Origin of the sequence: Paracoccus sp. ME4, assembly GCF_046736325.1 — a bacterium.
Classification (GTDB): domain Bacteria; phylum Pseudomonadota; class Alphaproteobacteria; order Rhodobacterales; family Rhodobacteraceae; genus Paracoccus.
The window spans coordinates 1,890,105-1,914,110 of sequence record NZ_CP151276.1 but is presented as its reverse complement, the minus strand read 5'-3'; the positions used below and the strand labels follow the sequence as shown (position 1 = coordinate 1,914,110).

The following is a 24,006-nucleotide window of genomic DNA, read 5'->3' as shown; positions in this document are numbered from 1 at the left end:
CCCGCGCGCCCCGCCCCTCGCAAGCGAAAGCGGCGGCAGATCGCTCTGCCGCCGCTCGGGTTCGGTCCGGAATGTCAGGCCTGGCGGCTTTTCGGCGCGCGCGAGGGGCGGCGGGCCGGACGCTTCTGCGCGGCCCCGTCCATCGGCTTGCCGCGACCGCGCTGGACGCCGCCGGCCGGACCTGCCGCCGCGGCCATCGCGGCCGAGGGCACGGTCCCGCCGATCACCGGGATGGCGTTCTTCATCGCCTTCTCGATGGCGCGCAGTTCGCCCAACTCGGCGGGCGAGCAGAAGGCCACGGCGCGGCCGTCACGGCCCGCACGCGCGGTCCGCCCGATGCGGTGGACATAGTTCTCGGGGACGTTCGGCAGGTCATAGTTGTAGACATGCGCGACCTCGGGGATGTCCAGACCGCGGGCGGCCACGTCGGTCGCGACCAGGACCTTGGTTTCGCCGCGGCGGAAGGCCTCCAGGGCGCGCTCGCGCTGACCCTGCGATTTGTTGCCGTGGATCGCGGCGACGGCAAAGCCCCACTTCTCCAGCAGCTTGGCCAGCTTCTCGCAGCCGTGCTTGGTGCGGCCAAAGACCATGGCCAGCTCGTTGGTGTGCTTGGACATGTATTCGGCCAGAAGGGTGGCCTTGTCGCCCTGGCTGACGAAGTGGACGCCCTGCTCGATCTTCTTGGCGGCCTGGCCCGGCGGGTTGACGGCCACCTTGACCGGGTTGGTCAGGTAGGTGTCCGACAGCTCGGACATCAGCTTCGGCATGGTGGCCGAGAACATCAGCGTCTGGCGTTCCTTGGGCAGCATCCGCGCGATCTTGCGCAGCGTGTGGATGAAGCCGATGTCCAGCATCTGGTCAGCCTCGTCCAACACCAGATAGGTGGTGGCCTCAAGGCTGATCGCGCGACGCTCGATCAGGTCCATCAGGCGGCCCGGCGTCGCGATCAGCACGTCCACGCCGCGCGACAGACGCTCGGTCTGGGTGTTGATCGAGGCACCGCCCACGACGCGGAACGACCGGATCGGCGTGCCTTCGGCATAGGCGTCGATGTTCGTCGCGATCTGGGTGGCCAGCTCGCGGGTCGGCGCCAGGATCAGCGCGCGGCAGGTCTTGGGGTCGGGCTTTTTGCCGTAATTGATCAGGCGGGTCAGCATCGGCAGGCCGAAGGCCGCCGTCTTGCCGGTGCCGGTCTGGGCCAGGCCCAGCACGTCGCGGCCCTGCACGATGGCGGGGATGCCCTGTTCCTGGATCGGCGTGGGCGTGGTCAGGCCCATGGCGATGATGTTGGCGTTGATGCGGTGGTCGATCCCCATATCCGCGAAGGGACCGGTGATGACGGGTTCGCGGGCGGGGGCGCGGCGGCCCTCATTGGCCTGGATCGGCGCACGGGCGGGGGTGGACTTGCCGCCACGGTTGGGGCGGCGGCGGGTGTTGTTCTGTTCCATCAGGATCTTTCGTCCGCTTGCATCCCCCGTATCGGACGCAAGGGCAGGGGCCACGCGCGGGGCGCGGCCGGTGGCAGGGGTGCAGGCGCGATACGAGGATGCCTGCTGCCTCCCCGCGTGAATGGGAAACTGGATTGGGTGTCGGCGTCATCGGGCAGGGGCCCAAGGCTGCTCACGCGGCAGCGGACGGCGATGGGGGTCAGATGGGCCGAAACGACGCGAAAGTCAACCCCTGTCGGGTCCGGGCGGGGTCAGGCCCGGTCCGCGCTGTCCATCCAGATCGTGACCGGCCCGTCATTGACCAGCGCCACCTGCATGTCCGCGCCAAAGCGTCCGGTCTCCGTGGCGACGCCCAGATCGCGCAGCGCCTGCGCGAAGCGTTCGTAGAGCGCGCGCCCGTCCTCGGGTGCGGCGGCCGAGGAGAAGCCGGGGCGGTTGCCGCTGCGCGTATCGGCGGCCAGGGTGAACTGGCTGACGACCAGCGCCGTGCCGCCCGTGTCCAGGAGCGATCGGTTCATCCGCCCCTGATCGTCGCGAAAGATGCGCAGCCGCGCGACCCGCCCGGCCAGTGCCGTGGCGGTCGCGTCGTCGTCGCCCCGCATGGCGCAGGCCAGGATCAGCAGGCCCGGTCCCGTCCGCCCCACGATCTGGGCGTCGACGGTGACATGGGCTTCGGCGACGCGCTGGATCAGGACCCGCATCGCCGGGTCACCGCGCCAGAACGATGCCGATGACGACCATCATCAGGCCGATGACCGAGGCCGCCAGCGCGCCCATGTTCACGGCCAGCACGCCGCGCATCCGCTCGCGCAGCGCCGCGTCGTCCAGCCCCTGCGCGCGGGCGCGGCTGACGGTCCAGATGCACCACACCAGCGCGCCCAGCCCGAACAGGGTCAGGGCCGCGCCGCTCCAGATGATCCAGTCGAACAGGGTCATGGTCGTCTCCTTGCGCAAGGCGGGGTTTCGCGACCGTCCCCTAGCGGCGATTGCACCGCGCAACAAGACCGCCTAACACCCGGTGCAAACGCGGAAGAAGGGACGAATCCGATGCAGGACGATCAAGCCTACGGGGTGGCCGCCGACGAGCTGCGCCAGTTCATCGAGCAGTTCGAGCAGCTCGAGGCCGAGAAGAAGGACATCGCCGAACGCCAGAAGGAGGTGATGGCCGAGGCCAAGGCCCGCGGATACGACACCAAGGTGATGAAGCAGATCATCTCGCTGCGCAAGCGCGACAAGGACGACATCGCCGAGGAGGAGGCCATCCTGGAGATGTACAAGGCCGCCCTGGGCATGGCCTGAGGGGCCGTCGCCCTCAGGGCAGGATGAACTCCACGCCCGGCAGGACCGCGATCTCGGCCACGTCGTCGCGATAGGCGTGGGTGACCTGGTCCACCAGCTCCTGCGTCCAGCCGGGCAGGGTGATGTCCTGGTCCAGCGTCCCCGGCAGGGCATGCGCGGCCAGGACCTCGCGGTACAGCGTCCGGCGCTGCGCGACGGTCATCTGGTCGCGCCCCGCCATCGCGTCGCGCAGCCGCGCGATGCCGATGTCGCCCAGAAGGTCGTGCATGTAGAGAAGCCCCCCCGACAGCGGCGCATCGCCCGGCAGGGCCGCGGCCAGGCGCACCACCTCGGGCCAGATCAGCGGCACGTCCTCGTGGCACCAGATCACCACGCGCCGCCCTTGGGCCGCGCGCACCAGCCGCTGGATCGCGTCGCGCCAGCGCAGCTGCATCGGATGGCAGCCCTGCATCAGGTCGTCATAGCCGCCGCCGCTGAACTGCGGCAGGACCTCGCTGAGCAGCACGGCCGGGTTGCGGATCGCCACGAAGAACTCAGTCCGGGCGGACGGGAACAGCCGCGACAGCGCCGCCGCGCGCTGCCCGATCTGCGGATACAGGCCCTCGCGGCCCACCGCCCGGCCCGGCGCGCCCATGAAGGTGGGGGTGGACATCACCACCCGCGCCGGCTCGTCGCTCTCCAGCATGGCGTCCAGCATGATCTGTTCCATCTCGGGGGTGGCGACCCCGCCGTTCAGCGACTTCAGCGCCTCCTCGAACAGGCCGCGATGGCGGTTCGGGGTGACGACCTCGGTGCCGCCCTTCTGCAGCAGCGCCCGGTTGTTCAGCAGCGTCTTGAGCAGCCGGTCGCCATCGGTGCCATGCACCCCCATGTGGAAAACCATCTGCATCGCTGTCCCCGTTCCTTGCTGTGCCGTGCCGTCTTGTCCTGCGGTTGCGGCGGCTGCGCGCAGATTAGCCGTCCGGCGTGGACAGTCAAACCGGTTTGCCCTATCCGGTCGGGCATGACCCGGACCGCAGACGCCCCGACACGCCCGCGCCGTCACGATCACGCCCTGCGCCGGACGGGCGGGCGGGGCTGGTCGCTGGCGGCGATCGCGGTGGCGGCGCTGGTGCTGATGCCGGTGCTGTCGGTCCTGTGGCTGGCGGCCAATCCGACCGACAACATCTGGCCGCACCTGATGTCCACCGTCATGCCGCGCTACTTCGGCAACACGGTCGCGCTGGCCCTGGGGACGGGGCTTCTGGCGGCGGCGATGGGGACGGGGGCGGCGTGGCTGGTCAGCATGCACGACTTTCCGGGCCGCGGCGCGCTGCAATGGCTGCTGCTGCTGCCGCTGGCCGTGCCGGCCTATATCGGCGCCTATGCGCTGGCCGATTTCCTGGACTATTCCGGCCCGGTCCAGATCGCCCTGCGCGGCTGGTTCGGATGGGAGACGGCCCGCGACTACTGGTTCCCGCGCATCCGCTCGCTGGAGGCGGCGGTGGTCGTTCTGGCCTCGGCGCTCTATCCTTACGTCTATCTGCTGACGCGGACGGCGCTGCACGAGCAGTCGGGCAGCGCCTACGAGGTCGCGCGCGCCCTGGGCACCGGCCCCTGGGGCCTCTTCGCCCGCGTGGGCCTGCCTTTGGCGCGGCCCGCCATCGTCGCGGGCGCGGCCATCGCCATGATGGAGGCCGTGGCCGATTACGGCGTGGTCAGCTATTTCGGCGTGCAGACCCTGAACACCGGCATCTTCACCACCTGGCTGGAGCGGCGCAACGCGGGTGGCGCCGCGCAGATCGCCACGGCGATGCTGGCCATCATCGTGCTTCTCTCCCTGTGGGAGCGGTTCGCCCGCCGCAATGCCCGCTATCACCAAAGCGCCCGCCAGCCCCGTCCGATCCAGCGGCAGCGACTGCGCGGGGCGGCGGGATGGGCCGCGACGCTGGCCTGCGCGCTGCCCTTCGTGATGGGCTTCGTGCTGCCGGTGGGGGTGATCGCGACCTATGCGCTGTCCTATCCGCAGGGCTGGCTGACGCCGGGACTGGGCCGCGCGGCCTGGCACACGACCTCGCTTGGCGCGGCGGCGGCGGTGCTGACGGTGCTGGGCGCGCTGGTCATGGTCTATGGCACGCGCCTGTCGGGCCGGGCGCTGCCGCGGCTGCTGATGCCGGTCACCACCATCGGCTATGCCGCGCCGGGGGCGGTGCTGGCGGTGGGCCTGCTGATCCCGCTGGCCGCGCTGGACCACCGGGTCGCGGATGGCTGGCTGGCGCTGACCGGGACCGATCCCGGGCTGATCCTGACGGGGACTGGGACGGCCATCGTGCTGGCCTATCTGGTGCGCTTCTTCGCCATCGGGCAGGGGGCGATCGACGCGGCCTTCACCCGCGTGCCGCCGTCGCTGCCCATGGCGGCGCGGTCGCTCGGGCGCGACGATGCAGGCGTGCTGCGTGCGGTGTTCCTGCCGATGATGCGCGGATCCGTGGGCGCGGCGCTGCTTCTGGTCTTCGTCGATTGCGTCAAGGAACTGCCCGCCACGTTGCTTCTGCGCCCCTTCAACTTCGAGACCCTGGCCACCCGCACCCATGAACGCGCGAGCCTCGAAGATCTGGGCAACGCCGCCCCGGCGGCGCTGCTGGTGATGGCGGTGGGGCTAGCGGCGGTGGCGCTGCTGACGCGCACCGATCTGGGCCGCGACCGCGGCTGAGCGTGCTTGCGCGGGATCGCGCAGCTTGGTAATCCGGCAGGCGTGCCGGTTTAGCTCAGTGGTAGAGCGTCTGATTTGTAATCAGGGGGTCGGGGGTTCAAATCCCTCAACCGGCACCATCATCATCCGCGACATCCGATCCGTGGCGCAGGGGCCTCCGCGATCCGAACATCGGCGGTTTCGCGGCATGGCGGCAGGTTTCCCTTGCAACAGGGGGGCGGGTCGCCTATCTTGTCCCTGCTACGTTATATTCTCTGCATCCTGTCTGCTTCTGCCTTCAGTCTGCTTTGTTAATCTGACGGCCAAGCCACTGCATACTGCGGGTGGCACACTAGACAGGAGATCTCACGATGGCCAACGGCACCGTGAAATGGTTCAACAGCACCAAAGGCTTCGGCTTCATTCAGCCGGAAGGCGGCCGCCAGGACGTTTTCCTGCACATCTCGGCGCTCGAGCGCGCCGGCCTGCAGGCCCCCGCCGACGGTCAGAAGGTGACCTATGAGCTGGAGCGTGGCCGCGACGGTCGCGAATCGGCGACGAACGTCCAGTTCGTCTGATCCCGACGCGCCTTCGGGCGACGGGATCGAAAGGGCTGCCCCCGCGCGGGGCGGCCCTTTTTTCATGCGCCTTGAGGCCCGCGCGGTTCTGCAGTAGCAGGGCGGCATGAAAATCCTGTTTCTTGGCGATGTGATGGGCCGGTCCGGCCGTCGGGGGATCACCGAACGGCTGGCGGGGCTGCGCGCCCGGCTGAAGGCCGACCTGGTGGTCGTGAATGCGGAAAACGCCAGCGGCGGGCGCGGGGTGACCGCAGGCCACGCCCAGCTGTTGCTGGAATCGGGCGCGGATTGCCTGACGCTCGGCGACCATGCCTTCGATCAGAAGGACATGATGACCTTCATCGACCGCGAGCCGCGCATCGTCCGCCCGCTGAACTTCGCGCGCGAGGCGCCGGGGCGCGGGCACGCGATCATCAGCGACGCGCGCGGGCGCAAGGCGCTGATCGTGCAGGCCTTGGGCCAGGTGTTCATGTCGCGGCCCTATGACGACCCGTTCTCGGCGCTGGACGGGGTGCTGCGCGCGCATCCGCCGGGCGGGATGGTCCAGGCAGCCCTGGTCGACATCCATGCCGAGGCCACCAGCGAGAAGATGGCCGTCGGCCATTTCTGCGACGGCCGCGCCAGCCTGGTCGTCGGCACCCACACCCATGTGCCGACCGCCGACGCGCAGATCCTGCCGCGGGGGACGGCCTATCTGTCGGATGCGGGGATGTGCGGCGACTATGACAGCGTCATCGGCATGGACAAGGTCGAGCCGCTGCGCCGCTTCATCACCGGAATGACGCGCGAACGCTTCACCCCGGCCGAGGGCGAGGCGACCCTATCGGGCGTCCTGGTCGAGACCGACGACCGCACGGGTCAGGCGCGCAGCGTGCAGCCGGTGCGGGACGGGGGGCGGCTGGCCCCGACGCATCCGGCCTGAGGAGAAGATTCTTCTCATGTTTCGCTTGCGGGCGCGCGGAGCGATGTTCTAAACCGGCGGAACGGGGTCCCGAGAAGGCCCGAGAGCGGACGGGATTTTCATGCTTGGCTTTGAACTGGCCGGGACCACGGCTTCCATCGCGATGCTCATCATCGTCGCGATCACCTTCATCCTGTTCATCCGCGAGAAGCACCCGCCCGAGGTGATCGCCATCGCCTCGGCGGCGACGATGATGGTGCTGGGCCTGCTGCCGGTCGAGGATGCGGCGGGCGTGCTGTCGAACGCCGCGCCCTGGACGATCGCCTTCATGTACCTGCTGATGGGCGGGCTGATGCGCACCGGCGCGCTGGACCGGATGTCGGCGCTGGTCTCGGCGCAGGCCGACAGCAATCCGATGATGGCGGTGGCCAGCCTCTTCGGCTTCGTCATCGTCGCATCGGCGGTGATGAACAACACCCCCGTCGTCGCGGTGATGATCCCGATCTGCATCCAGCTTGCCCTGCGCCTTGGAACTTCTCCCTCCAAGCTGCTGATGCCACTCAGCTATTTCACCATCATGGGCGGCATGATCTCGCTGATCGGCACCTCGACCAACCTGCTGGTGGACGGGGTGGCGCGCGATCGCGGCATGGAGCCCTTCACCATCTTCGAGATCGCGCCCGTGGGCGTCGCGATCACCCTCGCGGGCATCGCCTACTTCATGCTGATCGGGCGCAAGCTGCTGCCCGAGCGGACGTCGCTGGCCGGCTTCCTGGGCGCGCGGCGCGAGATGAAGTACTTCACCGAGGTCGCCATCCCCCATGATTCCAGCCTGGTCGGGCAGAACGTGACCGAGGTCGCGCTGTTCAAGCGTGACGCGGTGCGGCTGATCGACGTGCTGCGCGGCGACGCCTCGCTGCGCCGCAACCTGGCCGAGGTGGTGCTCGAGCCGGGCGACCGGGTCGTGCTGCGCTCCGAGATGGCCGACCTGCTGGAGATGCTGGATAACAAGAACCTGCAGATGCTGGACAAGCTGGGCTCGGTCGCGACCGAGACGGTCGAGGTGCTGATCTCACCGGGCTGCCACATGATCGGGCGCCGCTTGGGCGACCTGCGCCTGCGGCGGCGCTATGGCATCTATGTCCTGGCCGCGCATCGCCGCAACCAGAACATCGGCCGGCAGCTGGACGACCTGGTGGTGCGGGTGGGCGACACGCTGCTGCTGGAGGGCGCGCCCGAGGATATCGGCCGCCTGGCCACCGACATGGAGATGGTCGACGTCTCGCGCCCCTCGGCCCGCGCCTATCGCCGCAACCGCGCACCCATCGCCATCGTCTGCCTGCTGGCGGTGGTGACGCTGGCCGCGCTGGACGTGGCGCCCATCCTGGCGCTGTCCTTCCTGGCCGCGGCGGTGATCCTGATCACCCGCTGCGTCGATGCCGAGGAGGCGTTCAGCTTCGTCGACGGACGCCTGATGGCGATGATCTTTGCCATGCTGGCCGTGGGCGAGGCGCTGGAGCATACTGGCACCGTCGCGCTGATCGTGGATACCGTCGCGCCGTTCCTGCAGGGCCTGCCGCCCTTCGCCACGCTGCTGGCGGTCTATTTCCTGGGGCTGGTCCTGACCGAGGTCCTGTCGAACAATGCCGTCGCCGTGCTGCTGACCCCCATCGCCATCGCGCTGGCGCAGTCCCTGGGCCACGATCCGCGGCCCTATGTGGTCGCGGTGATGTTCTCGGCCACCGTCGCTTTCGCGACGCCCATCGGCTATCAGACGCACATGATGGTCTATGGGCCGGGCGGCTACCGCTTCTCGGACTTTGTGCGGGTCGGCGTGCCGCTGGACATCATCTGCGGGCTGGTCGCCTGCGCGATCATTCCGTTCATCTGGCCGCTGGTGCCCTGAGGACAGGATGACGCGGTTTCCGCAACTGCAATGCTGCCATGCAGCATCGGCGGTTGCGGTCCGCGCCCCGAGACCCGATCTAGGGCGCAGGGGAGGAAACGGCTTTGTCATTCGCAAGGAGTTTCCACATGGCGACCACCGCTTCCGTCGATCGTTCGTCCACCGGCCTGTCGGCCGCGTCGCTGCTGGCGCCGTTCCGCGCCGCGGGGCGCCTGCTGATCGCGATGGCCGAGGCCAGCCCGCAGATGCGCGCGTTGAACCGCCTGAACCAGCTGAGCGACCAGGAACTGGCCGCGAAGGGTCTGACCCGCGACGGAGAGATCCGCCGCATCCTGGGCGGCGCCGCCGTCCTCTGACGCAGGCCCCCGGAGCGGCAGCCTGACACGCGCGGCCCCCCGGGGCCGCGTTCGCGTTTGTGCGCGACGGCTTGCGATGGGGGGGCAGGCTGGACTAGAAGCGGGCCAGTTTTCCGCATTCCGCACGACGAAGGACGACCCGACATGGCAGGGCATTCCAAATGGGCCAACATCCAGCACCGCAAGGGCCGGCAGGACAAGCTGCGGTCCAAGCTGTTCTCCAAGCTGGCCAAGGAGATCACCGTCGCCGCCAAGATGGGCGACCCCGACCCCGAAAAGAACCCGCGCCTGCGGCTGGCGGTCAAGGAGGCCAAGTCGAAATCCGTCCCCAAGGACGTGATCGACCGCGCCATCAAGAAGTCGCAGGGCAACGACGCCGAGACCTATGACGAGATCCGCTATGAGGGCTATGGCCCGAGCGGCATCGCGCTGGTCGTGGAGGCGATGACCGACAACCGCAACCGCACCGCGTCGAACGTGCGCAGCTATTTCACCAAGTCGGGCGGCGACATGGGGCAGACCGGCTCGGTCAGCTTCATGTTCGACCGCGTGGGCGAGATCCAGTATCCGCTGTCGGCGGGTGACGCGGACACGGTGATGATGGCCGCGCTGGAGGCCGGTGCCGACGATGTGCAGTCCGATGACGAGGCTCACTGGATCTACTGCGCCGATACCGCGCTGAACGAGGTCTCGAGCGCGCTGGAGGCCTCCTTGGGTGAATCCGAGACGGCCAAGCTGATCTGGAAGCCCCAGGCCCCGACCGAGGTCACCGACCTGGAGACCGCCCAGAAGCTGATGAAGCTGATCGACACGCTGGAGGATGACGACGACGTGCAGACCGTCACCGGCAACTTCGACATCTCGCAGGAGATCGCCGACCAGCTGTGACGACCGGGTCGGGCCGCGCTGCCACGCGGCCCGACCTTTCGCGCGCCCCTGCATTTTGGCGCTTGCGCGGCTGCCCGAAAGGCGGCAGTTGCAGATTATGCAGAACATTTCCCAGACCAGACGCGACCTGATCGGCATTGGCTGGATGCTGGCCACGGGGCTGTGCTTCGTGGCGGTCAACGCCATCGTGCGCGGTCTGGACGGGGCGCTGCCCGCCGCGCAGGCGGCCTTCATCCGGTTCCTCTTCGGGCTGGTCTTTCTGGGGCCGGTCATCGCGGGCGCGCTGCGCGGGGGCTTCGCGCGCGACATCTGGGGGCTCTTCGCGCTGCGCGGCGCGCTGCATGTGGTGGCGGTCATCGCGTGGTTCTATGCCATGTCGCGCATCACCGTGGCCGAGGTCACGGCCATCGGCTTCCTGAACCCGATCATCGTCACCATCGGCGCGGCGCTGTTTCTGGGCGAGCGCCTGGCGGCGCGGCGCATCCTTGCCGTGGGCGTGGCGCTGGCGGGTGCGCTGGTCGTGCTGCGCCCGGGCCTGCGGGAGCTGGACCCCGGCCATCTGAGCCAGGTCCTGGCCTCGGTCGCGTTCGGGCTGTCCTATCTGATCGCGAAGCGCCTGTCGGACCGGGTCCCGGCGGCGGTCGTGGTGGCGATGATGTCGCTGACCGTCAGCATCGGCCTGGCGCCGTTGGCGCTGGCGCAATGGGTGGCGCCGACGCTGCCGCAGCTGGGCTGGCTGGCGCTGGTCGCGGTCTTTGCGACGCTTGGCCATTACACGATGACGCGGGCCTTCGCGGCGGCGCCGCTGACCGTCACGCAGCCGGTGACCTTCCTGCAGCTGATCTGGGCCAGCCTGGTAGGCGTCCTGGTCTTTCACGAACCGCTGGACCCATGGGTGATCGTCGGCGGCGGGGTGATGATCGGGGCAATCAGCTACATCACCTGGCGCGAGGCGCGGGTGCGGGCGCGGACCGTCACCCCGCCCGTGGGCGCGACCAAGATCTGAGGCCGGAACCCCGTCCGCGTCAGGGGTGTTCGCCCCAAAGAGCGGAGGACATGATGGCATCGCATGATGAGACTTGGGACGACTGGCAGGAGCTGGTCAACATGACGCCGTCGGCGCTGAAGGACTGGCTGGACAGTGATGAGAGCAGGTCGGTCGGCGATACCGGCGGGCAGGGCGAGAGCACCGGCCACAAGTCGGGCCGCCACATCCTGCGCATCAAGGATAAGAAGAAGGCCGACCTGACCGAGGACGACTGGTCGCACATGGCCAAGGTCGTGGGCTACATCAAGCGCCATCTGGCTCAGGGCGGCCCGTCCAAGGACAAGGCGCACAGCGATTGGCGCTATTCGCTGATGAACTGGGGCCACGATCCGCTGACGTGATCGCGGCCCCGCGCGCCTTCAGCGGTTGGGCCAGAGCGTGGCGTGCCGGTTCACGTCCTTGTAGAGCAGATAGCGGAACGGCCCCGGCCCCCCGGCATAGCAGGCCTGCGGGCAGAAGGCGCGCAGCCACATGTAGTCGCCCGGACCGACCTCGACCCAATCGCGGTTCAGGCGATAGACGGCCTTGCCCTCCAGCACGAACAGGCCATGCTCCATCACATGCGTCTCTGCGAAGGGGATGGAGCCGCCGGGCTTGAAGGTCACCACGGTGATGTGCATGTCGTGGCGCAGATCGGCCGGGTCCATGAAGCGCGTCGTGCCCCAGGCCCCGTCGGTATCGGGCATCATGGACGGGGCGATGTCCTGTTCCTGCACCACGATAAGGTCGGGCTTGCCGGTTCCCGCGAAGGGCTGCCAGCGCTTGCGCCACCAGTGGAAGCCGGCCGGGCCCGCGGTGCGGTTCCTGATCTTCCACGGCGTGCCCGCAGGGATATAGGCAAAGCCCCCCGGCGTTAGCAGATGCTCCTGCCCGTCGATGATGACCTGCATGTCGCCGCCGGTCACGAAGATCGCGTGCTGGACCTCCGGGTCGTCGTCGGGCGTGTCGCTGCCGCCGCCCTCGGCCAGTTCCACGATGTACTGGCTGAAGGTCTCGGCAAAGCCGGTCAGCGGACGCGCCAGCATCCAGAAGCGCATGCCCGTCCAGCCGGGCAGATAGCTGGTGACGATGTCGCGCATCACCGTGCGGGGAATGACGGCATAGGCCTCGGTGAAGACGGCCGTGTCGGTCGTCATCCCGGTCTGCGGCGGCAGTCCCGCGACGGGTCCGGCATAGCGGATGCGGGGCTGGGCCGCGTCGGTCGGGACCTGCGCGATATCGCCGGTGGGGGCGCCTGCGGGGCCGGTGTCGTTCATGTCAGCATGTCCTTGAGGCGGAGGGTGGCGATGCGGGCGACCTGCGCTTCGGCTGTGGCGCGTTCGACCCTGGTGTCGTTGGCGGTGCGGGTCTGCATGGCGGACAGGATGCCCGCCTTGTCGTTGTCGCGCACCGCGATGATGAAGGGAAAGCCGTGGCGCGCGACATAGGCCTCGTTCAGGCGGGTGAACGCGTCGCGTTCCGCGTCGGTCAGCGCGTCCAGCCCCGCGCCCGCCTGTTCGGCGGCGCTGTCGGCGGTCAGGCGGCGCGCCTGCGCCAGCTTGCCCGCCAGGTCCGGATGCGCGCGCAGCACGCCGAGGCGTTCGTCGTCGGAGGCCTGGCGGAACACCTGCGCCATGCGCAGCGCCAGACCTGCGGGCGTGTCGTGGACCGCGCCCATCTCCGCGTCCCAGACCCGTTCCGCGATGAAGGGCGAATGCTCATAGACGCCGCCGAAGCGCGCGACGAAGGCGTCGCGGTCCATCTGCGAGGGGCGCGTGCGCGGCTGATGGGGATGTTCACGCGCCCAGTGGCGAGCGATGTCCAGGCGGCTGGCGAACCAGACGCCGTCATGGGACCGCGCATGGTCCAGGAAGCGCTGGATCGCCATGGCGCGGCCCGGACGCCCCGCCAGCCGGCAATGCAGGCCGATGGACATCATCTTGGGCGCGCCCGCCACCCCCTCGGCATAGAGCATGTCGAAGCTGTCGCGCAGATAGTCGAAGAAGTCCGTCCCCGTGCCGAAACCCTGACCCGAGGAGAAGCGCATGTCGTTGGCGTCCATCGTATAGGGCACCATCAGCTGCGGCTTGCCGTTATGGACATGCCAATAGGGCAGCTCGTCCGCGATCGTGTCGGCCAGATACTCGAACCCGCCTTCCTCGCAGCCAAGCGCCACCGTGTTCATCGAGGTGCGCCCCTGATAGAAGCCGCGCGGGCGTTCGCCGCAGACGGCGGTGTGCAGGGCCACGGCCTGGGCGATATGCTGTTCCTCGACCTCGCGCGGGACGTTGCGATAGTCGATCCACTTCAGCCCGTGGGTCGCCATCTCCCATCCGGCGGCCTGCATCGCGGCGACCTGTTCGGGATTGCGCTCCAGCGCGGTGGCGACGCCGTAGCAGGTGACGGGAATCCCCTCCAGCAGCCGGTGCAGCCGCCAGAAGCCCGACCGCGCGCCATAGTCGTAGATCGATTCCATGTTCCAGTGCCGCTGGCCGGGCCAGGGCTGGGCGCCGATGATCTCGGACAGGAAGGCCTCGGAGGCGGCGTCACCATGCTCGATGCTGTTCTCGCCGCCTTCCTCGTAATTCACCACGATCTGCACGGCGATGCGGGCGCCGCCCGGCCAGCGCGGATCGGGGGTGGTCTGGCCGTAGCCAGTCAGGTCGCGGCTGTAGCGCATGTCGGTTGTCCCTCGGCTGTCGTTGCGTCAGCAAACCGCGCGCGGGGCGCAAGGGCAAGCGGGCAGGGCCCGAATTCTGTTTCAAGCGTTCCCGCATAATCGCATTGTCTTTCAACGAGGCATTGAAAGACTTGCGCGCCTGCGGCGATTGCGGCAGAGGGTCGCGCCGCCCATCGTGCCGCCCGGAGGCGGCCCGGCGCATCCGCGGAGGACGGGCGGGCCGCGACATGGGGGACTTATGGAACGCATCTTCAGGCTGGCCGAGGCCGGCACCAGCGTCAGGACCGAGGTGATCGCAGGCATCACCACCTTCCTGACGATGGCCTACATCATCTTCGTCAATCCCGACATCCTGTCCACGACCGGCATGGACCGCGACGCGGTCTTCGTGGCGACCTGCCTGGCGGCGGCGCTCGGCTCGCTGATAATGGGGTTCTGGGCGAACTGGCCCATCGGCATGGCGCCGGGCATGGGGCTCAATGCCTTCTTCGCCTTCACGGTGGTGGGCGGCATGGGCTTCACCTGGCAGCAGGCCCTGGGCGCGGTCTTCATCAGCGGCCTGATCTTCCTGTTCCTGTCGCTGACAGGCATCCGGCGCTGGCTGATCTCGGGCATCCCGACCTCCATGCGCAGCGCCATCGCGGCGGGGATCGGCCTGTTCCTGGCGATCATCGCGCTGCAATCCTCGGGGATCGTGGTGGACAATCCCGCGACGCTGGTGGGCTTGGGCGACCTGACCGCGACGGGCACGCTGCTGACCATCGGCGGCTTCTTCGTCATCGTCGCGCTGGACGCGCTGAAGGTGCGCGGCGCGATCCTGATCGGCATCCTGCTGACCACGCTGGCCGCGATCATCCTGGGCGTGTCGCAGTTCGGGGGGATCGTGTCGATGCCGCCCTCGATCGCGCCGACCTTCCTGCAGATGGACCTGATGGGCGCGCTGACCTTCGGCATCTTCCAGGTGGTGCTGGTGATGGTGCTGGTCGAGGTCTTCGACGCCACCGGCACGCTGATCGGCGTGGCCAAGCGCGCGGGCCTGCTGACCGAGGGGCCGACCCACACCAACAAGAACCTGGGCAGGGCGCTGATGGCCGATTCGACGGCGATCACCGCGGGGGCGCTGCTGGGGACCTCCTCGACCACGGCCTATGTGGAAAGCGCGTCGGGCGTTCAGGCGGGCGGCCGGACCGGGCTGACGGCGGTGGTCGTGGGGCTGCTGTTCCTGGCCGCGATGTTCCTGGCACCCTTGGCGGGGACGGTGCCGGCCTATGCGACCGCGCCTGCGCTGCTCTATGTCGCGACGCTGATGGTGCGCGAGCTGGCCGAGATCAGCTGGGACGACGTGACCGAGGCCGCGCCTTCGGTGCTGACCGCCATCGCCATGCCGCTGACCTATTCCATCGCCAACGGCCTGGCCTTCGGCTTTGTCAGCTATGCGGTGATCAAGCTGCTGACCGGGCGCGCGCGCGAGGTGCATGCCGCGACCTGGGTCATCGCCGCGCTGTTCGCGGCGAAGTTCGCGCTGTTCGGCGCGCATTGAGGACGGCGGGCGGGCCCCCTCAGGGGGTGGGGCCGCCCATCGCGTCCGACAGGCTGGTCGCCGCGGCGGCCACCACCGCGCCAAGCGTCTTCACATGCTCGGGCGCGATGCGGTTCGTGGGTCCGCTGACCGACAGGCCCGCGATGGCCTCTCCGGACAGATCGAAGACCGGGGCCGCGATGCAGCGCATGCCGCGGGTCCGCTCCTCGTCGTCGAAGGAAAAGCCGCGATGCCGGATGCGGGCCAGATCGGCCTCCAGCGCCTGCGGATCGGTCAGGGTCGTGTCGGTGAACCGCGCCAGCGGACCGCGCGCCAGCAGCGTCCGCAGCGTCTCGGGGCGGCCAAAGGCCAGCAGCGCCTTGCCGATACCCGAGGCATGCAGCGCCGAACGGGTGCCGGGCGGAAAGAAGGCGCGGATCGTCTCGGTCGTCTCGACCTGGCTCAGGAACAGCACCGCGTCGCCCTGAAGGATGCCCAGGTTCGCGGTCTCTCCGGTATGCTCCATGAGCGTCCGCAGGATCGGCCGCGCCCGTTCCACGATGCCCGAGCGGCGCATGAACGCCGTGCCAAGACGGAAGGCCTGCGGCCCGATGGTCCAGGCCTGCGTCGCCGGATCGCTCTCGGCCATGCCGCGCGCCGCCAGCGTGTGCAGCACCCGATGCACGGTCGATGCGGGCTGGCCCGCCTCCTCGGCCACCTGTGACAGGGTCAGGCCGGGCCGCGCCGCCAGCAGGTCCAGAAGATCCAGCGCCCGGTCCAGCGCCTGCACCGTTCCGGGCGCGTCGGGCAGTTCCTTGCGGGGGCGTCCGCGGCGACGGGTCGGTTCGGCCATGGATCGGTCTTTCTGTTGATGCTGTCTTTAGATGCGGGCGAAAATCGCCTTGGGCAAGCGGAAAAGCCGCACCATGGAAAGCGTTTCCATTTCAATTCACTAACCCCGCCGCGCCCGGTGCCCGGTCGGGTCGCCGCGCGCCCGGCGCTGCCCCTTCGGCGGGCAGGTCGCGTCCGGAACGCAGGCCACGGTGGAAAATTGGTTTCGGAAATCGCCGATCGCGCGCTAGGCGTAAAGAAAAAAATCCGCACATGCGCGGCATGTCGCCGCAACGACAGAGGGGAAGAACCATGATCGCCCAGACCGGCCCCGGCGCCGTCCATCCCGTCGATCAGATGCTGCCCACCGGGCGCCTGATCACCCTGGGGTTCCAGCATGTGCTGGTCATGTATGCGGGCGCCATCGCGGTGCCGCTGATCGTGGGCCGCGCCCTGCAGCTGCCGCCCGAGGAGGTGGCCTTCCTGATCTCGGCCGACCTGTTCGTCTGCGGTCTGGCGACCCTGATCCAGAGCCTCGGCATGACCCAGTATTTCGGCATCCGCCTGCCCGTGATGATGGGCGTGACCTTCGCCGCCGTGGGACCGATGGTCGCCATCGCGGGCCAGATGCCCGGCACCGAAGGGGCGCGCGCGCTGTTCGGGGCGATCATCGCGGCGGGGATCATCGCCATCCTTCTGGCGCCGCTGATCGGGCGGGTGCTGCGGTTCTTTCCGCCGGTCGTGACGGGCACGGTGATCCTGGCCATCGGGATCAGCCTCATGCCCATCGGCATCAACTGGATTTTCGGCCTGCCGGTCGGTCCGACCGCGCCGATGCTGGTCGATCCCGCGCAGCAGGCCTGGCTGGACGCGGCCATCGCCGCGGGCGGCGTCCCCGAGGGGCTGCGCCTGGCGCCCGCCATGCCGAACCCTGCCTATGCCTCGGGGACGAACATCCTGATCGCGGTGCTGGTCCTCGGCACGATCCTGCTGGTGTCGCGCTTTGCACGCGGGTTCATGGCCAACATCGCGGTGCTGCTGGGCATCGCGGTCGGCGGGGTGGCCGCGGCGGCGATGGGCCTGATGCAGTTCGACAAGGTGGGCGAGGCCGCCTGGTTCGCGGTCATCAAGCCCTTCCATTTCGGCCTGCCGACCTTCGATCCGGTGATGATCGTGACGATGGTGCTGGTGATGATCGTGGTGATGATCGAATCCACCGGCATGTTCCTGGCGCTGTCGGACATGTGCCGCCGCCCGATCAATGCGCGCGGCCTTGCGGCCGGTCTGCGGGCCGACGGGTTGGGGACCATGCTGGGCGGCATCTTCAACACCTTCCCCTATACCTCGTTTTCTCAGAACGTGGGGCTGGTGGGGGTGACGGGCATCCGCTCGCGCTTCGTCTGCGTGGCGGGGGGCGTCATCATGATCGTGCTGGGCCTGATCCCCAAGATGGGCGCCCTGGTCGAAAGCCTGCCGACGACCGTCCTGGGCGGCGCGGGGCTGGTGATGTTCGGCATGGTCGCGGCCACTGGTATCCGCATCCTGTCCCGCGTGGATTTCAGCACCAACCGCAACAACCTATTCGTCGTGGCCATCAGCATCGGCATGGCGATGATCCCGCTGGTCGCGCCCAACTTCAAGCAGTGGCTGCCCCATGCGATCCATCCGCTGATCCATTCGGGCATACTGCTGGCCGCGGTCAGCGCGGTGGCGCTGAACTGGTTCTACAACGGGGCCGCCCCCGCCGACGAGGCCGAGATGGCCGAGGCCGGGCGTCTGGCCGATCACTGATTATGCACGGATCGTAAAGACTGCCTTGTCCATGATGCCCCTGCCGCGGTCCGGCGAATGGGCTATCAGGAAAGGCAAAGACCAAGGGAGACTTCATGCCGGGCTTTCTGACGACCCATGTTCTGGACACTGCGCGCGGCCTGCCCGCGCAGGGAATGGAGATCGTGCTCTATCGCCTCGACCCGCAGCGGGTCGAGCTGGCGCGCCTGAGGACCAATGCCGACGGGCGCACCGACCGTCAGATCCTGGCGGCGGACGATTTCGCCACCGGCACCTACGAGCTGGAGTTCCACGCCGGGGCCTGGATGGATGCGACCGGCATCGCCCCCGAAAGCCCGCGCTTTCTGGACGTGATCCCGATCCGCTTCGGCATGTCGCAGGACGACCACTATCACGTCCCGCTGCTGGTCTCGCCCTTCGGCTATTCGACCTATCGGGGCAGCTGAGATGATACCGGAAACCGCCATCCTGTGGGAGTTCCTGTCCTTCGCCGTGCGGTGGGTGCATGTCATCACCGCCGTCGCCTGGATCGGATCGTCCTTCTACTTCATCGCGCTGGATCTGGGTCTGCAGAAGGCGCCCGACCTGCCCAGGGGCGCCCATGGCGAGGAATGGCAGGTCCATGGCGGCGGCTTCTATCACATTCGCAAGTACCTGGTCGCCCCCGAGCGCATGCCCGAGCACCTGACCTGGTTCAAATGGGAAAGCTATTCGACCTGGCTCTCGGGCGCGGCGCTGCTGATGGTCACCTACTGGGCGGGCGCGAACCTCTATCTGATCGAACCGGCCAAGGCCGATCTGGCGATCTGGCAGGCGATCGCGATCTCGGGCGGGTCGCTGGCGGTGGGCTGGCTGATCTATGACGGGCTGTGCAAGTCGCCCCTGGGCAACCGTCCCACGGTGCTGATGCTGCTGCTGTTCGCGGCGCTGGTGGCGATGGGCTGGGCCTATGACCAGGTCTTCACGGGCCGCGCGGCGCTGCTGCATCTGGGGGCGTTCACGGCGACGATCATGACCGCGAACGTGTTCCTGATCATCATGCCGAACCAGCGCATCGTGGTGGCCGACCTGAAGGCCGGGCGTGCACCCGACCCGAAATACGGCAAGATCGCCAAGCTGCGCTCGACCCACAACAACTATCTGACGCTGCCGGTCATCTTCCTGATGCTGTCGAACCACTATCCGCTGGCCTTCGCCAGCCAGTGGAACTGGCTGATCGCGGCGCTGGTCTTCCTGATGGGCGTCACCATCCGGCACTTCTTCAACACCATGCATGCCCGCAAGGGCTATCAGTGGTGGACCTGGGCGGTGACCGCGATGCTGTTCATCGGCGTGATGTGGCTGGCCTCGGCCGGGGTCAACCAGGACAGCTACGAGGAATCGACGGCCCGCCCCCTGACCGCGATCGAGGCGCGCTTCGCCGAGGCCCCCGGCTTCGAGGAGGCCAGCCAGGCCGTCCTCGGCCGCTGCTCCATGTGCCACGCGCGCGAGCCGTCCTGGGAGGGCATCCGCACCGCCCCAAAGGGCGTCCTGCTGGAGACGCCCGCCGACATCGCCCGGGCCGCGCATCAGGTCTATGTCCAGTCCGGGCTGACCGACGCGATGCCCCCGGCGAACGTCACCGGCATGGAGGACGCCGAGCGCGACGCCATCCTGCGCTGGTTCCGCGAGGTCGGTCCCTTCGGTGTCGCGGGCCTGTGATTTCGGCTGACAGGCGGCCCGGCGCGGTGTAACGCATCGGTGATGCTGACCGTCCTGCGCCTTGTCCTGCTGCTGGGGGTGATCCTTGGCGTGGTGCTGCCGAAATCCTCGGCAGCGCTGGCGCAGCTTGGGCTGGTGGATGACCGCGTGGTGGTGATCTGCACCGGCCACGGCATGCAGACCATCACTCTCTCCGACGATGACCGACCGCTGCCGCCGCAGGTCCATGACGCGCCCTGCCTGCTGGTCGCGCCCTCGGACGGTGCGGCCCCTGTCGCGCCGCCGGTCTGGGTCGCGCTGGCGGGCGGACCCGCACGGCCCGCGGGCCGCGATCTGTGGCGCGCCGCCGATGCGCCCGGGCCGGGCCATGCCCGCGCGCCGCCCCTGGCCTGACGCGCCGTTCCCACCGACCGCCTGTCAGCCCCGCGGATTGTCCCAAAGGACGCCCGCGCCAAGGATATCGCCATGACCATCACCGACTCCACCCCGGCGGAGGCCGCCGATCCCGGCCGCGCCGCCAAGCTCTATCGCGCCGCCTGGCGCTGGCATTTCTATGCCGGACTGTTCGTGATCCCCTTCTTCCTGATCCTGGCCGTGACCGGCATGATGATGCTGTGGATCGCCCATCTGGACGGCCGCGACGGAGAGCGCATCCCCGTCGTCCCGCAGGGCGAACCCGCCAGCCTGACCCTGCAGGCCGCCGTGGCCATCGCCGCCGTTCCGGGCGGCGAGCCGGTCCAGTACATCGCGCCCCGCGCCCCCGATCTGGCGGCGATCTTCCGCATCGACGGGGCGGACGGCCCCCGGACCGTCGCCGTCGATCCCTATGCCGCCGAGGTGGTGACCGACTTTCCCCGGCGCGGGGGCTGGTATGACTGGGCCGACAACGTCCATGGCAGCCTGCTTCTGGGCGTCGCGGGCGACCGCATGATCGAGATCGCGGCCTCGCTCGGCGTCATGCTGCTGGCGACGGGCCTCTATCTGTGGTGGCCGCGCGGGCAGGGGCTGCGCGCCGCGCTGGTCCCGAACCTCGCCGCGCGGGGCCGGGCGCTGTGGAAGTCGCTGCACGGGGTCACGGGGGTCTGGATCTCGGTCGTGCTGATCTTCTTCCTGATCTCGGGCCTGTCCTGGGCGGGGATCTGGGGCGGGCGCATGGTCCAGGCCTGGTCCACCTTTCCGGCCACCAAATGGGACGCGGTGCCGCTCTCGGACGTCACCCATGCCAGCATGAACGATGGCCCGAAGGAGGTTCCCTGGGCGCTGGAGCAGACCCCCATGCCCGCCTCGGGCAGCCCCGCCGGCACGCCGGGCGTGCCCGAGGGCACGCGGGTCGGCATCGACAGCATCGACGCGCTGGCCCGCCAGATCGGCTTCGACGGCCGCTATCAGCTGAACCTGCCGCAGGGCGAGACCGGCGTCTGGACCCTCAGCCGCGACAGCATGAGCACCGACAGCCTGAACCCGACCACCGACCGGACCGTGCATGTGGACCGGTACACGGGCCGCATCCTGGCCGATGTCGGCTATGCCGATTACAGCCTCGCGGGCAAGGCCATGGCCGTGGGCATCGCGCTGCACATGGGCACCCTGGGCCTGTGGAGCGTGCTGGCCAACACCGCCTTCTGCCTGGCGGTGATCTTCCTCTGCGTCTCGGCCATGGTGCTGTGGTGGAAGCGCCGCCCCGCGGGACAGTCGCGCCTCGTGGCCCCGCCCATGCCGCGCGACATGCCGCTGTGGAAGGGCGCAGTCGCCGTGGGCCTCGTCATCGGCATCGCCTTCCCGATGGCGGGCATCACCTTCGCCGCCGTCCTGGCGCTGGACTGGCTGGTCCTGTCGCGCATCCCGGCGCTCAGGCACGCCGTCAGCTAGGGCGCGCAGCGGGGCCGCAAGGCCGCGGGCGCCGCGGTCCCCCTTGATGGGGGACTGCGGCGCCTGCCACCGCCCCCGGCAAGGGTCCATTCATCAGAACTTCGGGCGCAACTCCCGGACCGCGAAATCCGCGAACATCCGCACCTTCGGGTCCTGCAGGCGCCGATGCGGTGTCAGGCAGCCGAACTGCGCGGGCAGGGGACGGTGATCCGGCAGCAGCTCGACCAGCCGCCCGGCCTCGATGTCGCCCGCCACCTCGTAGAGCGGCCGGTTCGCGATCCCGTGCCCCGCCAGCGCCCAATCGCGCAGCACGTCGCCGTCATCCGTGTCGAAACGGCCATGCACCATCATCTTGCGCGGCCCGTCCTCGGTCTGCAGCACCCAGTAGTATTCCGGGCTGCGCGGATAGCGCAGCAGCAGGCAGTTGTGCCCGGCCAGGTCGTCCGGGACCCCCGGCACGCCCGCGCGCGCCAGGTAATCGGGCGAGGCGACCAGCACGCGCGGACAATCCGCGATTTTGCGCCATTTCAGCGCCGAATCCGCGGGCTCGCCCAGAAAGAAGGCCAGGTCGATCGCGTCCTCGACGATGTTGACGTTGCGGTCCGACAGTCGCAGCCGAATCTCGACGCCCGGATTGTCGGCGCAGAATCCGGGGATCAGCGGCGCGATCAGCCGCCGTCCCAGCCCCAGGGGCGCGGTCAGCCGGATCACCCCCTGCGGCTTGCCCGAAAAGCTGCTGACCAGCGCCTCGGCCTCGTCCAGCGTGTCGATGACCCGCCGCGCATGGTCGTAGAAGGCGCGCCCGATCTCGGTCGGGGTCAGCTTGCGGGTGGTGCGGTTCAGCAGCCGCAGCCCGAAGCGATTTTCAAGATCCTTGATGCGATTGGAGGCAACTGCCGGGGAAAGCCGCAGATCCCTGCCTCCGGCGGTGATCGAGCCCAGCTCGACCACCCGGACGAAGACGCGCAGGCTTTCCAGATAGGACATGAGATTGGCCCGCTTTCAACGTTTCGTGTAAAGTCTTCTATGCCACGAGCGATTTCCCGACCGCAAGTTCGGGCCTAGCATCGCGCCATGCAAGGAAAGACCCCCATGACCCAGCTGCGTTTTCTGCTCAACGACACCGAGGTGGCCCTGACCGAGGTCGGCGCCTCCGACACGCTGCTGGACCACCTGCGCCTCACGCGCCGCATGACCGGCACCAAGGAGGGCTGCGCCGAGGGCGATTGCGGGGCCTGCACCGTGCTGGCGGGCCGCCTGACGCCCGATGGCCTGGTCTATGAGCCGATCAACGCCTGCATCCGGCTGATGGCGTCCTGCCACGCGACCCATATCGTCACGGTCGAACATCTGCGCGGCCCCGAGGGCGGTCTGCACCCGATCCAGGCCGCGATGGTCGCGCATCACGGCAGCCAGTGCGGCTTCTGCACGCCGGGCATCGTCATGGCGCTTTACGGGCTGTGGATGACCAATCCCGGTGCAGGCGAGGCCGCGATCGAGATCGCGCTGCAGGGCAACATCTGCCGCTGCACGGGCTATGCGCCGATCATCCGCGCGGCGCAGGCCGCGGGCGCCGCCGGAGGGCAGGCCCAGGACGCGCTGGCCCGCGAACGCGAGGTGGTGGCCGCGCGCCTGGCCGGCATGCGGGGCGCCAGGGTTTCGCTTGCGCGCGGCGCGGACCGGGCACTGGTCCCCGCCGATACCGACGACCTGGCCGCAGCCTTGCTGGAGGAGCCCGGCGCCACGCTGGTCGCGGGCGCGACCGATGTGGGCCTCTGGGTCACGAAGTTCATGCGTGACATCAGCCCCGCCATCTTCATCGGCCACCTGATGAAGGAGATCACCGTCGCGGACGGGTTGATCCGCCTCGGCGCGGGCGTCACCTATTCCGAGGCCGCGCCCATCCTGACCCGCCACATCCCCGAGGCCGCCGAGTACTGGTCGCGCATCGGCGGCTGGCAGGTCCGGAATGCGGGCACCATCGGCGCGAACATCGCCAACGGCTCTCCCATCGGGGACACGCCGCCCTTGCTGATCGCGCTGGACGCGCGGATCGTGCTGCGCCGGGGGGACGCGCGCCGCGAGATGCCGCTGGAGGCGTTCTTCATCGACTACGGCAAGCAGGACCGCCAGCCCGGCGAGTTCGTGGAGGAGATCGCGATCCCCGTCCCGCAGGGCGCCCGGATCGCCGCCTACAAGGTCAGCAAGCGGCGCGACAGCGACATCACCTCGGTCGCGGCAGGCATCCGCGTCGATGTGGCGGACGGCATCATCACCGATGCCCGGCTGGCCTTCGGCGGCATGGCGGGCACGCCCAAACGCGCCCGCGCGGCGGAGGACGCGCTGCGGGGCCAGCCCTTCACGGAGGCCGCCTTTGACGCCGCCGCCCGCGCCATCGCGGTTGACTTCCAGCCGATGACCGACATGCGCGCCAGCGCCGAATACCGCGCCACCGTCGCGCGCAACCTGATCCGCCGCTTCTGGCTGGAACAGTCCGAACCCGGCCTGCCCGTGCGGCTGCGCCAGAGCGAAGGAGTCTGA

At 69.0% G+C, this 24,006-nt stretch carries 24 protein-coding genes and 1 tRNA gene; 17 read left to right on the top strand and 8 right to left on the bottom strand.

Annotation, left to right across the window (positions count from 1 at the left end):
* Positions 1-74: 74 nt before the first annotated feature.
* The 3 genes from AACG61_RS09790 to AACG61_RS09780 all read right to left on the bottom strand — a co-directional run bounded on the left by AACG61_RS09790 (position 75) and on the right by AACG61_RS09780 (position 2,384).
* Positions 75-1,316 carry a DEAD/DEAH box helicase gene (locus AACG61_RS09790; protein WP_411839493.1) on the bottom strand — a complete coding sequence of 414 codons (1,242 nt, stop codon included), beginning with the start codon at positions 1,314-1,316 and terminating at the stop codon, positions 75-77.
* Positions 1,317-1,699: 383 nt separating this feature from the next.
* Positions 1,700-2,149, bottom strand: a complete 450-nt coding sequence (dtd, locus tag AACG61_RS09785) for a D-aminoacyl-tRNA deacylase (RefSeq protein ID WP_411836953.1) — start codon at positions 2,147-2,149, stop codon at positions 1,700-1,702.
* Positions 2,150-2,156: 7 nt separating this feature from the next.
* Positions 2,157-2,384, bottom strand: coding sequence for a hypothetical protein (locus AACG61_RS09780; protein ID WP_411836952.1), 228 nt, complete (start codon positions 2,382-2,384; stop codon positions 2,157-2,159).
* A 111-nt stretch (positions 2,385-2,495) separates the two neighbouring features.
* Here AACG61_RS09780 and AACG61_RS09775 point away from each other — a divergent pair, with 111 nt between their 5' ends.
* Positions 2,496-2,747 carry a DUF2312 domain-containing protein gene (locus tag AACG61_RS09775; protein ID WP_411836950.1) on the top strand — a complete coding sequence of 84 codons (252 nt, stop codon included), beginning with the start codon at positions 2,496-2,498 and terminating at the stop codon, positions 2,745-2,747.
* 13 nt (positions 2,748-2,760) lie between these two features.
* Here the strand turns inward: AACG61_RS09775 and AACG61_RS09770 are convergent, their stop codons facing one another.
* On the bottom strand, positions 2,761-3,636 hold the full coding sequence (locus AACG61_RS09770) for a hypothetical protein (RefSeq protein ID WP_411836949.1): 876 nt from the start codon (positions 3,634-3,636) through the stop codon (positions 2,761-2,763).
* Between the two features lie 114 nt (positions 3,637-3,750).
* Between AACG61_RS09770 and AACG61_RS09765 the strand changes: the two genes are divergently transcribed.
* The 9 genes from AACG61_RS09765 (at position 3,751) to AACG61_RS09725 (ending at position 11,436) form a co-directional block, all read left to right on the top strand.
* Positions 3,751-5,439, top strand: a complete 1,689-nt coding sequence (locus AACG61_RS09765; protein ID WP_411836948.1) for an ABC transporter permease — start codon at positions 3,751-3,753, stop codon at positions 5,437-5,439.
* A 44-nt stretch (positions 5,440-5,483) separates the two neighbouring features.
* Positions 5,484-5,558 (top strand) — tRNA-Thr (locus tag AACG61_RS09760).
* A gap of 231 nt (positions 5,559-5,789) precedes the next feature.
* Positions 5,790-5,996, top strand: a complete 207-nt coding sequence (locus AACG61_RS09755; protein ID WP_411836947.1) for a cold-shock protein — start codon at positions 5,790-5,792, stop codon at positions 5,994-5,996.
* Positions 5,997-6,102: 106 nt separating this feature from the next.
* Positions 6,103-6,918 (top strand): TIGR00282 family metallophosphoesterase, encoded by an 816-nt coding sequence (locus AACG61_RS09750; RefSeq protein ID WP_411836946.1) that lies wholly within the window; start codon positions 6,103-6,105, stop codon positions 6,916-6,918.
* Between the two features lie 100 nt (positions 6,919-7,018).
* On the top strand, positions 7,019-8,803 hold the full coding sequence (locus AACG61_RS09745; protein WP_411836945.1) for an SLC13 family permease: 1,785 nt from the start codon (positions 7,019-7,021) through the stop codon (positions 8,801-8,803).
* A 128-nt stretch (positions 8,804-8,931) separates the two neighbouring features.
* Positions 8,932-9,159: a hypothetical protein gene (locus AACG61_RS09740; RefSeq protein WP_411836944.1), complete on the top strand. Its 228-nt coding sequence runs from the start codon at positions 8,932-8,934 to the stop codon at positions 9,157-9,159.
* Between the two features lie 144 nt (positions 9,160-9,303).
* The gene (locus AACG61_RS09735) at positions 9,304-10,047 is read left to right on the top strand and encodes a YebC/PmpR family DNA-binding transcriptional regulator (protein ID WP_411836943.1); all 744 of its coding nucleotides are present in this window, start codon (positions 9,304-9,306) and stop codon (positions 10,045-10,047) included.
* Between the two features lie 97 nt (positions 10,048-10,144).
* Positions 10,145-11,053 (top strand): DMT family transporter, encoded by a 909-nt coding sequence (locus AACG61_RS09730; RefSeq protein WP_411836942.1) that lies wholly within the window; start codon positions 10,145-10,147, stop codon positions 11,051-11,053.
* A gap of 50 nt (positions 11,054-11,103) precedes the next feature.
* Complete coding sequence (locus AACG61_RS09725; protein ID WP_411836941.1) at positions 11,104-11,436, top strand: DUF3140 domain-containing protein; 333 nt, start codon at positions 11,104-11,106, stop codon at positions 11,434-11,436.
* A gap of 18 nt (positions 11,437-11,454) precedes the next feature.
* On the opposite strand, the gene AACG61_RS09720 is transcribed toward AACG61_RS09725, so the two are convergent.
* A complete protein-coding gene (locus AACG61_RS09720) occupies positions 11,455-12,231 on the bottom strand; it encodes a bifunctional allantoicase/(S)-ureidoglycine aminohydrolase (protein WP_411839492.1) in 777 nt (258 codons plus the stop codon).
* A 116-nt stretch (positions 12,232-12,347) separates the two neighbouring features.
* Complete coding sequence (gene puuE, locus AACG61_RS09715; protein ID WP_411836940.1) at positions 12,348-13,754, bottom strand: allantoinase PuuE; 1,407 nt, start codon at positions 13,752-13,754, stop codon at positions 12,348-12,350.
* Positions 13,755-13,992: 238 nt separating this feature from the next.
* Between puuE and AACG61_RS09710 the strand changes: the two genes are divergently transcribed.
* Complete coding sequence (locus tag AACG61_RS09710; protein ID WP_411836939.1) at positions 13,993-15,294, top strand: NCS2 family permease; 1,302 nt, start codon at positions 13,993-13,995, stop codon at positions 15,292-15,294.
* Positions 15,295-15,313: 19 nt separating this feature from the next.
* Here the strand turns inward: AACG61_RS09710 and bhcR are convergent, their stop codons facing one another.
* The gene (bhcR, locus tag AACG61_RS09705) at positions 15,314-16,126 is read right to left on the bottom strand and encodes an HTH-type transcriptional regulator BhcR (protein WP_411836938.1); all 813 of its coding nucleotides are present in this window, start codon (positions 16,124-16,126) and stop codon (positions 15,314-15,316) included.
* A gap of 290 nt (positions 16,127-16,416) precedes the next feature.
* Here bhcR and AACG61_RS09700 point away from each other — a divergent pair, with 290 nt between their 5' ends.
* The 5 genes from AACG61_RS09700 (at position 16,417) to AACG61_RS09680 (ending at position 21,465) form a co-directional block, all read left to right on the top strand.
* Positions 16,417-17,895 carry a nucleobase:cation symporter-2 family protein gene (locus AACG61_RS09700; protein ID WP_411836937.1) on the top strand — a complete coding sequence of 493 codons (1,479 nt, stop codon included), beginning with the start codon at positions 16,417-16,419 and terminating at the stop codon, positions 17,893-17,895.
* A gap of 95 nt (positions 17,896-17,990) precedes the next feature.
* Positions 17,991-18,341, top strand: coding sequence for a hydroxyisourate hydrolase (uraH, locus tag AACG61_RS09695; RefSeq protein WP_411836936.1), 351 nt, complete (start codon positions 17,991-17,993; stop codon positions 18,339-18,341).
* A 1-nt stretch (position 18,342) separates the two neighbouring features.
* A complete protein-coding gene (locus AACG61_RS09690; RefSeq protein ID WP_411836935.1) occupies positions 18,343-19,596 on the top strand; it encodes a urate hydroxylase PuuD in 1,254 nt (417 codons plus the stop codon).
* A gap of 42 nt (positions 19,597-19,638) precedes the next feature.
* A complete protein-coding gene (locus AACG61_RS09685) occupies positions 19,639-19,989 on the top strand; it encodes a hypothetical protein (RefSeq protein ID WP_411836934.1) in 351 nt (116 codons plus the stop codon).
* Positions 19,990-20,061: 72 nt separating this feature from the next.
* Positions 20,062-21,465 carry a PepSY-associated TM helix domain-containing protein gene (locus tag AACG61_RS09680; protein ID WP_411836933.1) on the top strand — a complete coding sequence of 468 codons (1,404 nt, stop codon included), beginning with the start codon at positions 20,062-20,064 and terminating at the stop codon, positions 21,463-21,465.
* Between the two features lie 93 nt (positions 21,466-21,558).
* Here AACG61_RS09680 and AACG61_RS09675 read toward each other — a convergent pair whose 3' ends face one another.
* Complete coding sequence (locus tag AACG61_RS09675) at positions 21,559-22,452, bottom strand: LysR family transcriptional regulator (RefSeq protein ID WP_411836932.1); 894 nt, start codon at positions 22,450-22,452, stop codon at positions 21,559-21,561.
* 105 nt (positions 22,453-22,557) lie between these two features.
* Here AACG61_RS09675 and xdhA point away from each other — a divergent pair, with 105 nt between their 5' ends.
* A complete protein-coding gene (gene xdhA, locus AACG61_RS09670; protein ID WP_411836931.1) occupies positions 22,558-24,006 on the top strand; it encodes a xanthine dehydrogenase small subunit in 1,449 nt (482 codons plus the stop codon).

Excerpts from the sequence above, each read along its gene's own strand:
- AACG61_RS09700 (WP_411836937.1), top strand. The coding sequence starts at position 16,417 with ATGATCGCCCAGACCGGCCCCGGCGCCGTCCATCCCGTCGATCAGATG.
- AACG61_RS09735 (WP_411836943.1), top strand. The coding sequence starts at position 9,304 with ATGGCAGGGCATTCCAAATGGGCCAACATCCAGCACCGCAAGGGCCGG.
- AACG61_RS09710 (WP_411836939.1), top strand. The coding sequence starts at position 13,993 with ATGGAACGCATCTTCAGGCTGGCCGAGGCCGGCACCAGCGTCAGGACC.
- AACG61_RS09680 (WP_411836933.1), top strand. The coding sequence starts at position 20,062 with ATGACCATCACCGACTCCACCCCGGCGGAGGCCGCCGATCCCGGCCGC.
- AACG61_RS09770 (WP_411836949.1), bottom strand. The coding sequence starts at position 3,636 with ATGCAGATGGTTTTCCACATGGGGGTGCATGGCACCGATGGCGACCGG.
- AACG61_RS09685 (WP_411836934.1), top strand. The coding sequence starts at position 19,639 with ATGCTGACCGTCCTGCGCCTTGTCCTGCTGCTGGGGGTGATCCTTGGC.
- dtd (WP_411836953.1), bottom strand. The coding sequence starts at position 2,149 with ATGCGGGTCCTGATCCAGCGCGTCGCCGAAGCCCATGTCACCGTCGAC.
- uraH (WP_411836936.1), top strand. The coding sequence starts at position 17,991 with ATGCCGGGCTTTCTGACGACCCATGTTCTGGACACTGCGCGCGGCCTG.
- AACG61_RS09740 (WP_411836944.1), top strand. The coding sequence starts at position 8,932 with ATGGCGACCACCGCTTCCGTCGATCGTTCGTCCACCGGCCTGTCGGCC.
- AACG61_RS09745 (WP_411836945.1), top strand. The coding sequence starts at position 7,019 with ATGCTTGGCTTTGAACTGGCCGGGACCACGGCTTCCATCGCGATGCTC.
- puuE (WP_411836940.1), bottom strand. The coding sequence starts at position 13,754 with ATGCGCTACAGCCGCGACCTGACTGGCTACGGCCAGACCACCCCCGAT.
- AACG61_RS09690 (WP_411836935.1), top strand. The coding sequence starts at position 18,343 with ATGATACCGGAAACCGCCATCCTGTGGGAGTTCCTGTCCTTCGCCGTG.
- AACG61_RS09725 (WP_411836941.1), top strand. The coding sequence starts at position 11,104 with ATGATGGCATCGCATGATGAGACTTGGGACGACTGGCAGGAGCTGGTC.
- AACG61_RS09755 (WP_411836947.1), top strand. The coding sequence starts at position 5,790 with ATGGCCAACGGCACCGTGAAATGGTTCAACAGCACCAAAGGCTTCGGC.
- AACG61_RS09750 (WP_411836946.1), top strand. The coding sequence starts at position 6,103 with ATGAAAATCCTGTTTCTTGGCGATGTGATGGGCCGGTCCGGCCGTCGG.
- xdhA (WP_411836931.1), top strand. The coding sequence starts at position 22,558 with ATGACCCAGCTGCGTTTTCTGCTCAACGACACCGAGGTGGCCCTGACC.
- AACG61_RS09780 (WP_411836952.1), bottom strand. The coding sequence starts at position 2,384 with ATGACCCTGTTCGACTGGATCATCTGGAGCGGCGCGGCCCTGACCCTG.
- AACG61_RS09765 (WP_411836948.1), top strand. The coding sequence starts at position 3,751 with ATGACCCGGACCGCAGACGCCCCGACACGCCCGCGCCGTCACGATCAC.
- AACG61_RS09720 (WP_411839492.1), bottom strand. The coding sequence starts at position 12,231 with ATGACGACCGACACGGCCGTCTTCACCGAGGCCTATGCCGTCATTCCC.
- AACG61_RS09730 (WP_411836942.1), top strand. The coding sequence starts at position 10,145 with ATGCAGAACATTTCCCAGACCAGACGCGACCTGATCGGCATTGGCTGG.
- bhcR (WP_411836938.1), bottom strand. The coding sequence starts at position 16,126 with ATGGCCGAACCGACCCGTCGCCGCGGACGCCCCCGCAAGGAACTGCCC.
- AACG61_RS09675 (WP_411836932.1), bottom strand. The coding sequence starts at position 22,452 with ATGTCCTATCTGGAAAGCCTGCGCGTCTTCGTCCGGGTGGTCGAGCTG.
- AACG61_RS09775 (WP_411836950.1), top strand. The coding sequence starts at position 2,496 with ATGCAGGACGATCAAGCCTACGGGGTGGCCGCCGACGAGCTGCGCCAG.
- AACG61_RS09790 (WP_411839493.1), bottom strand. The coding sequence starts at position 1,316 with ATGGGGATCGACCACCGCATCAACGCCAACATCATCGCCATGGGCCTG.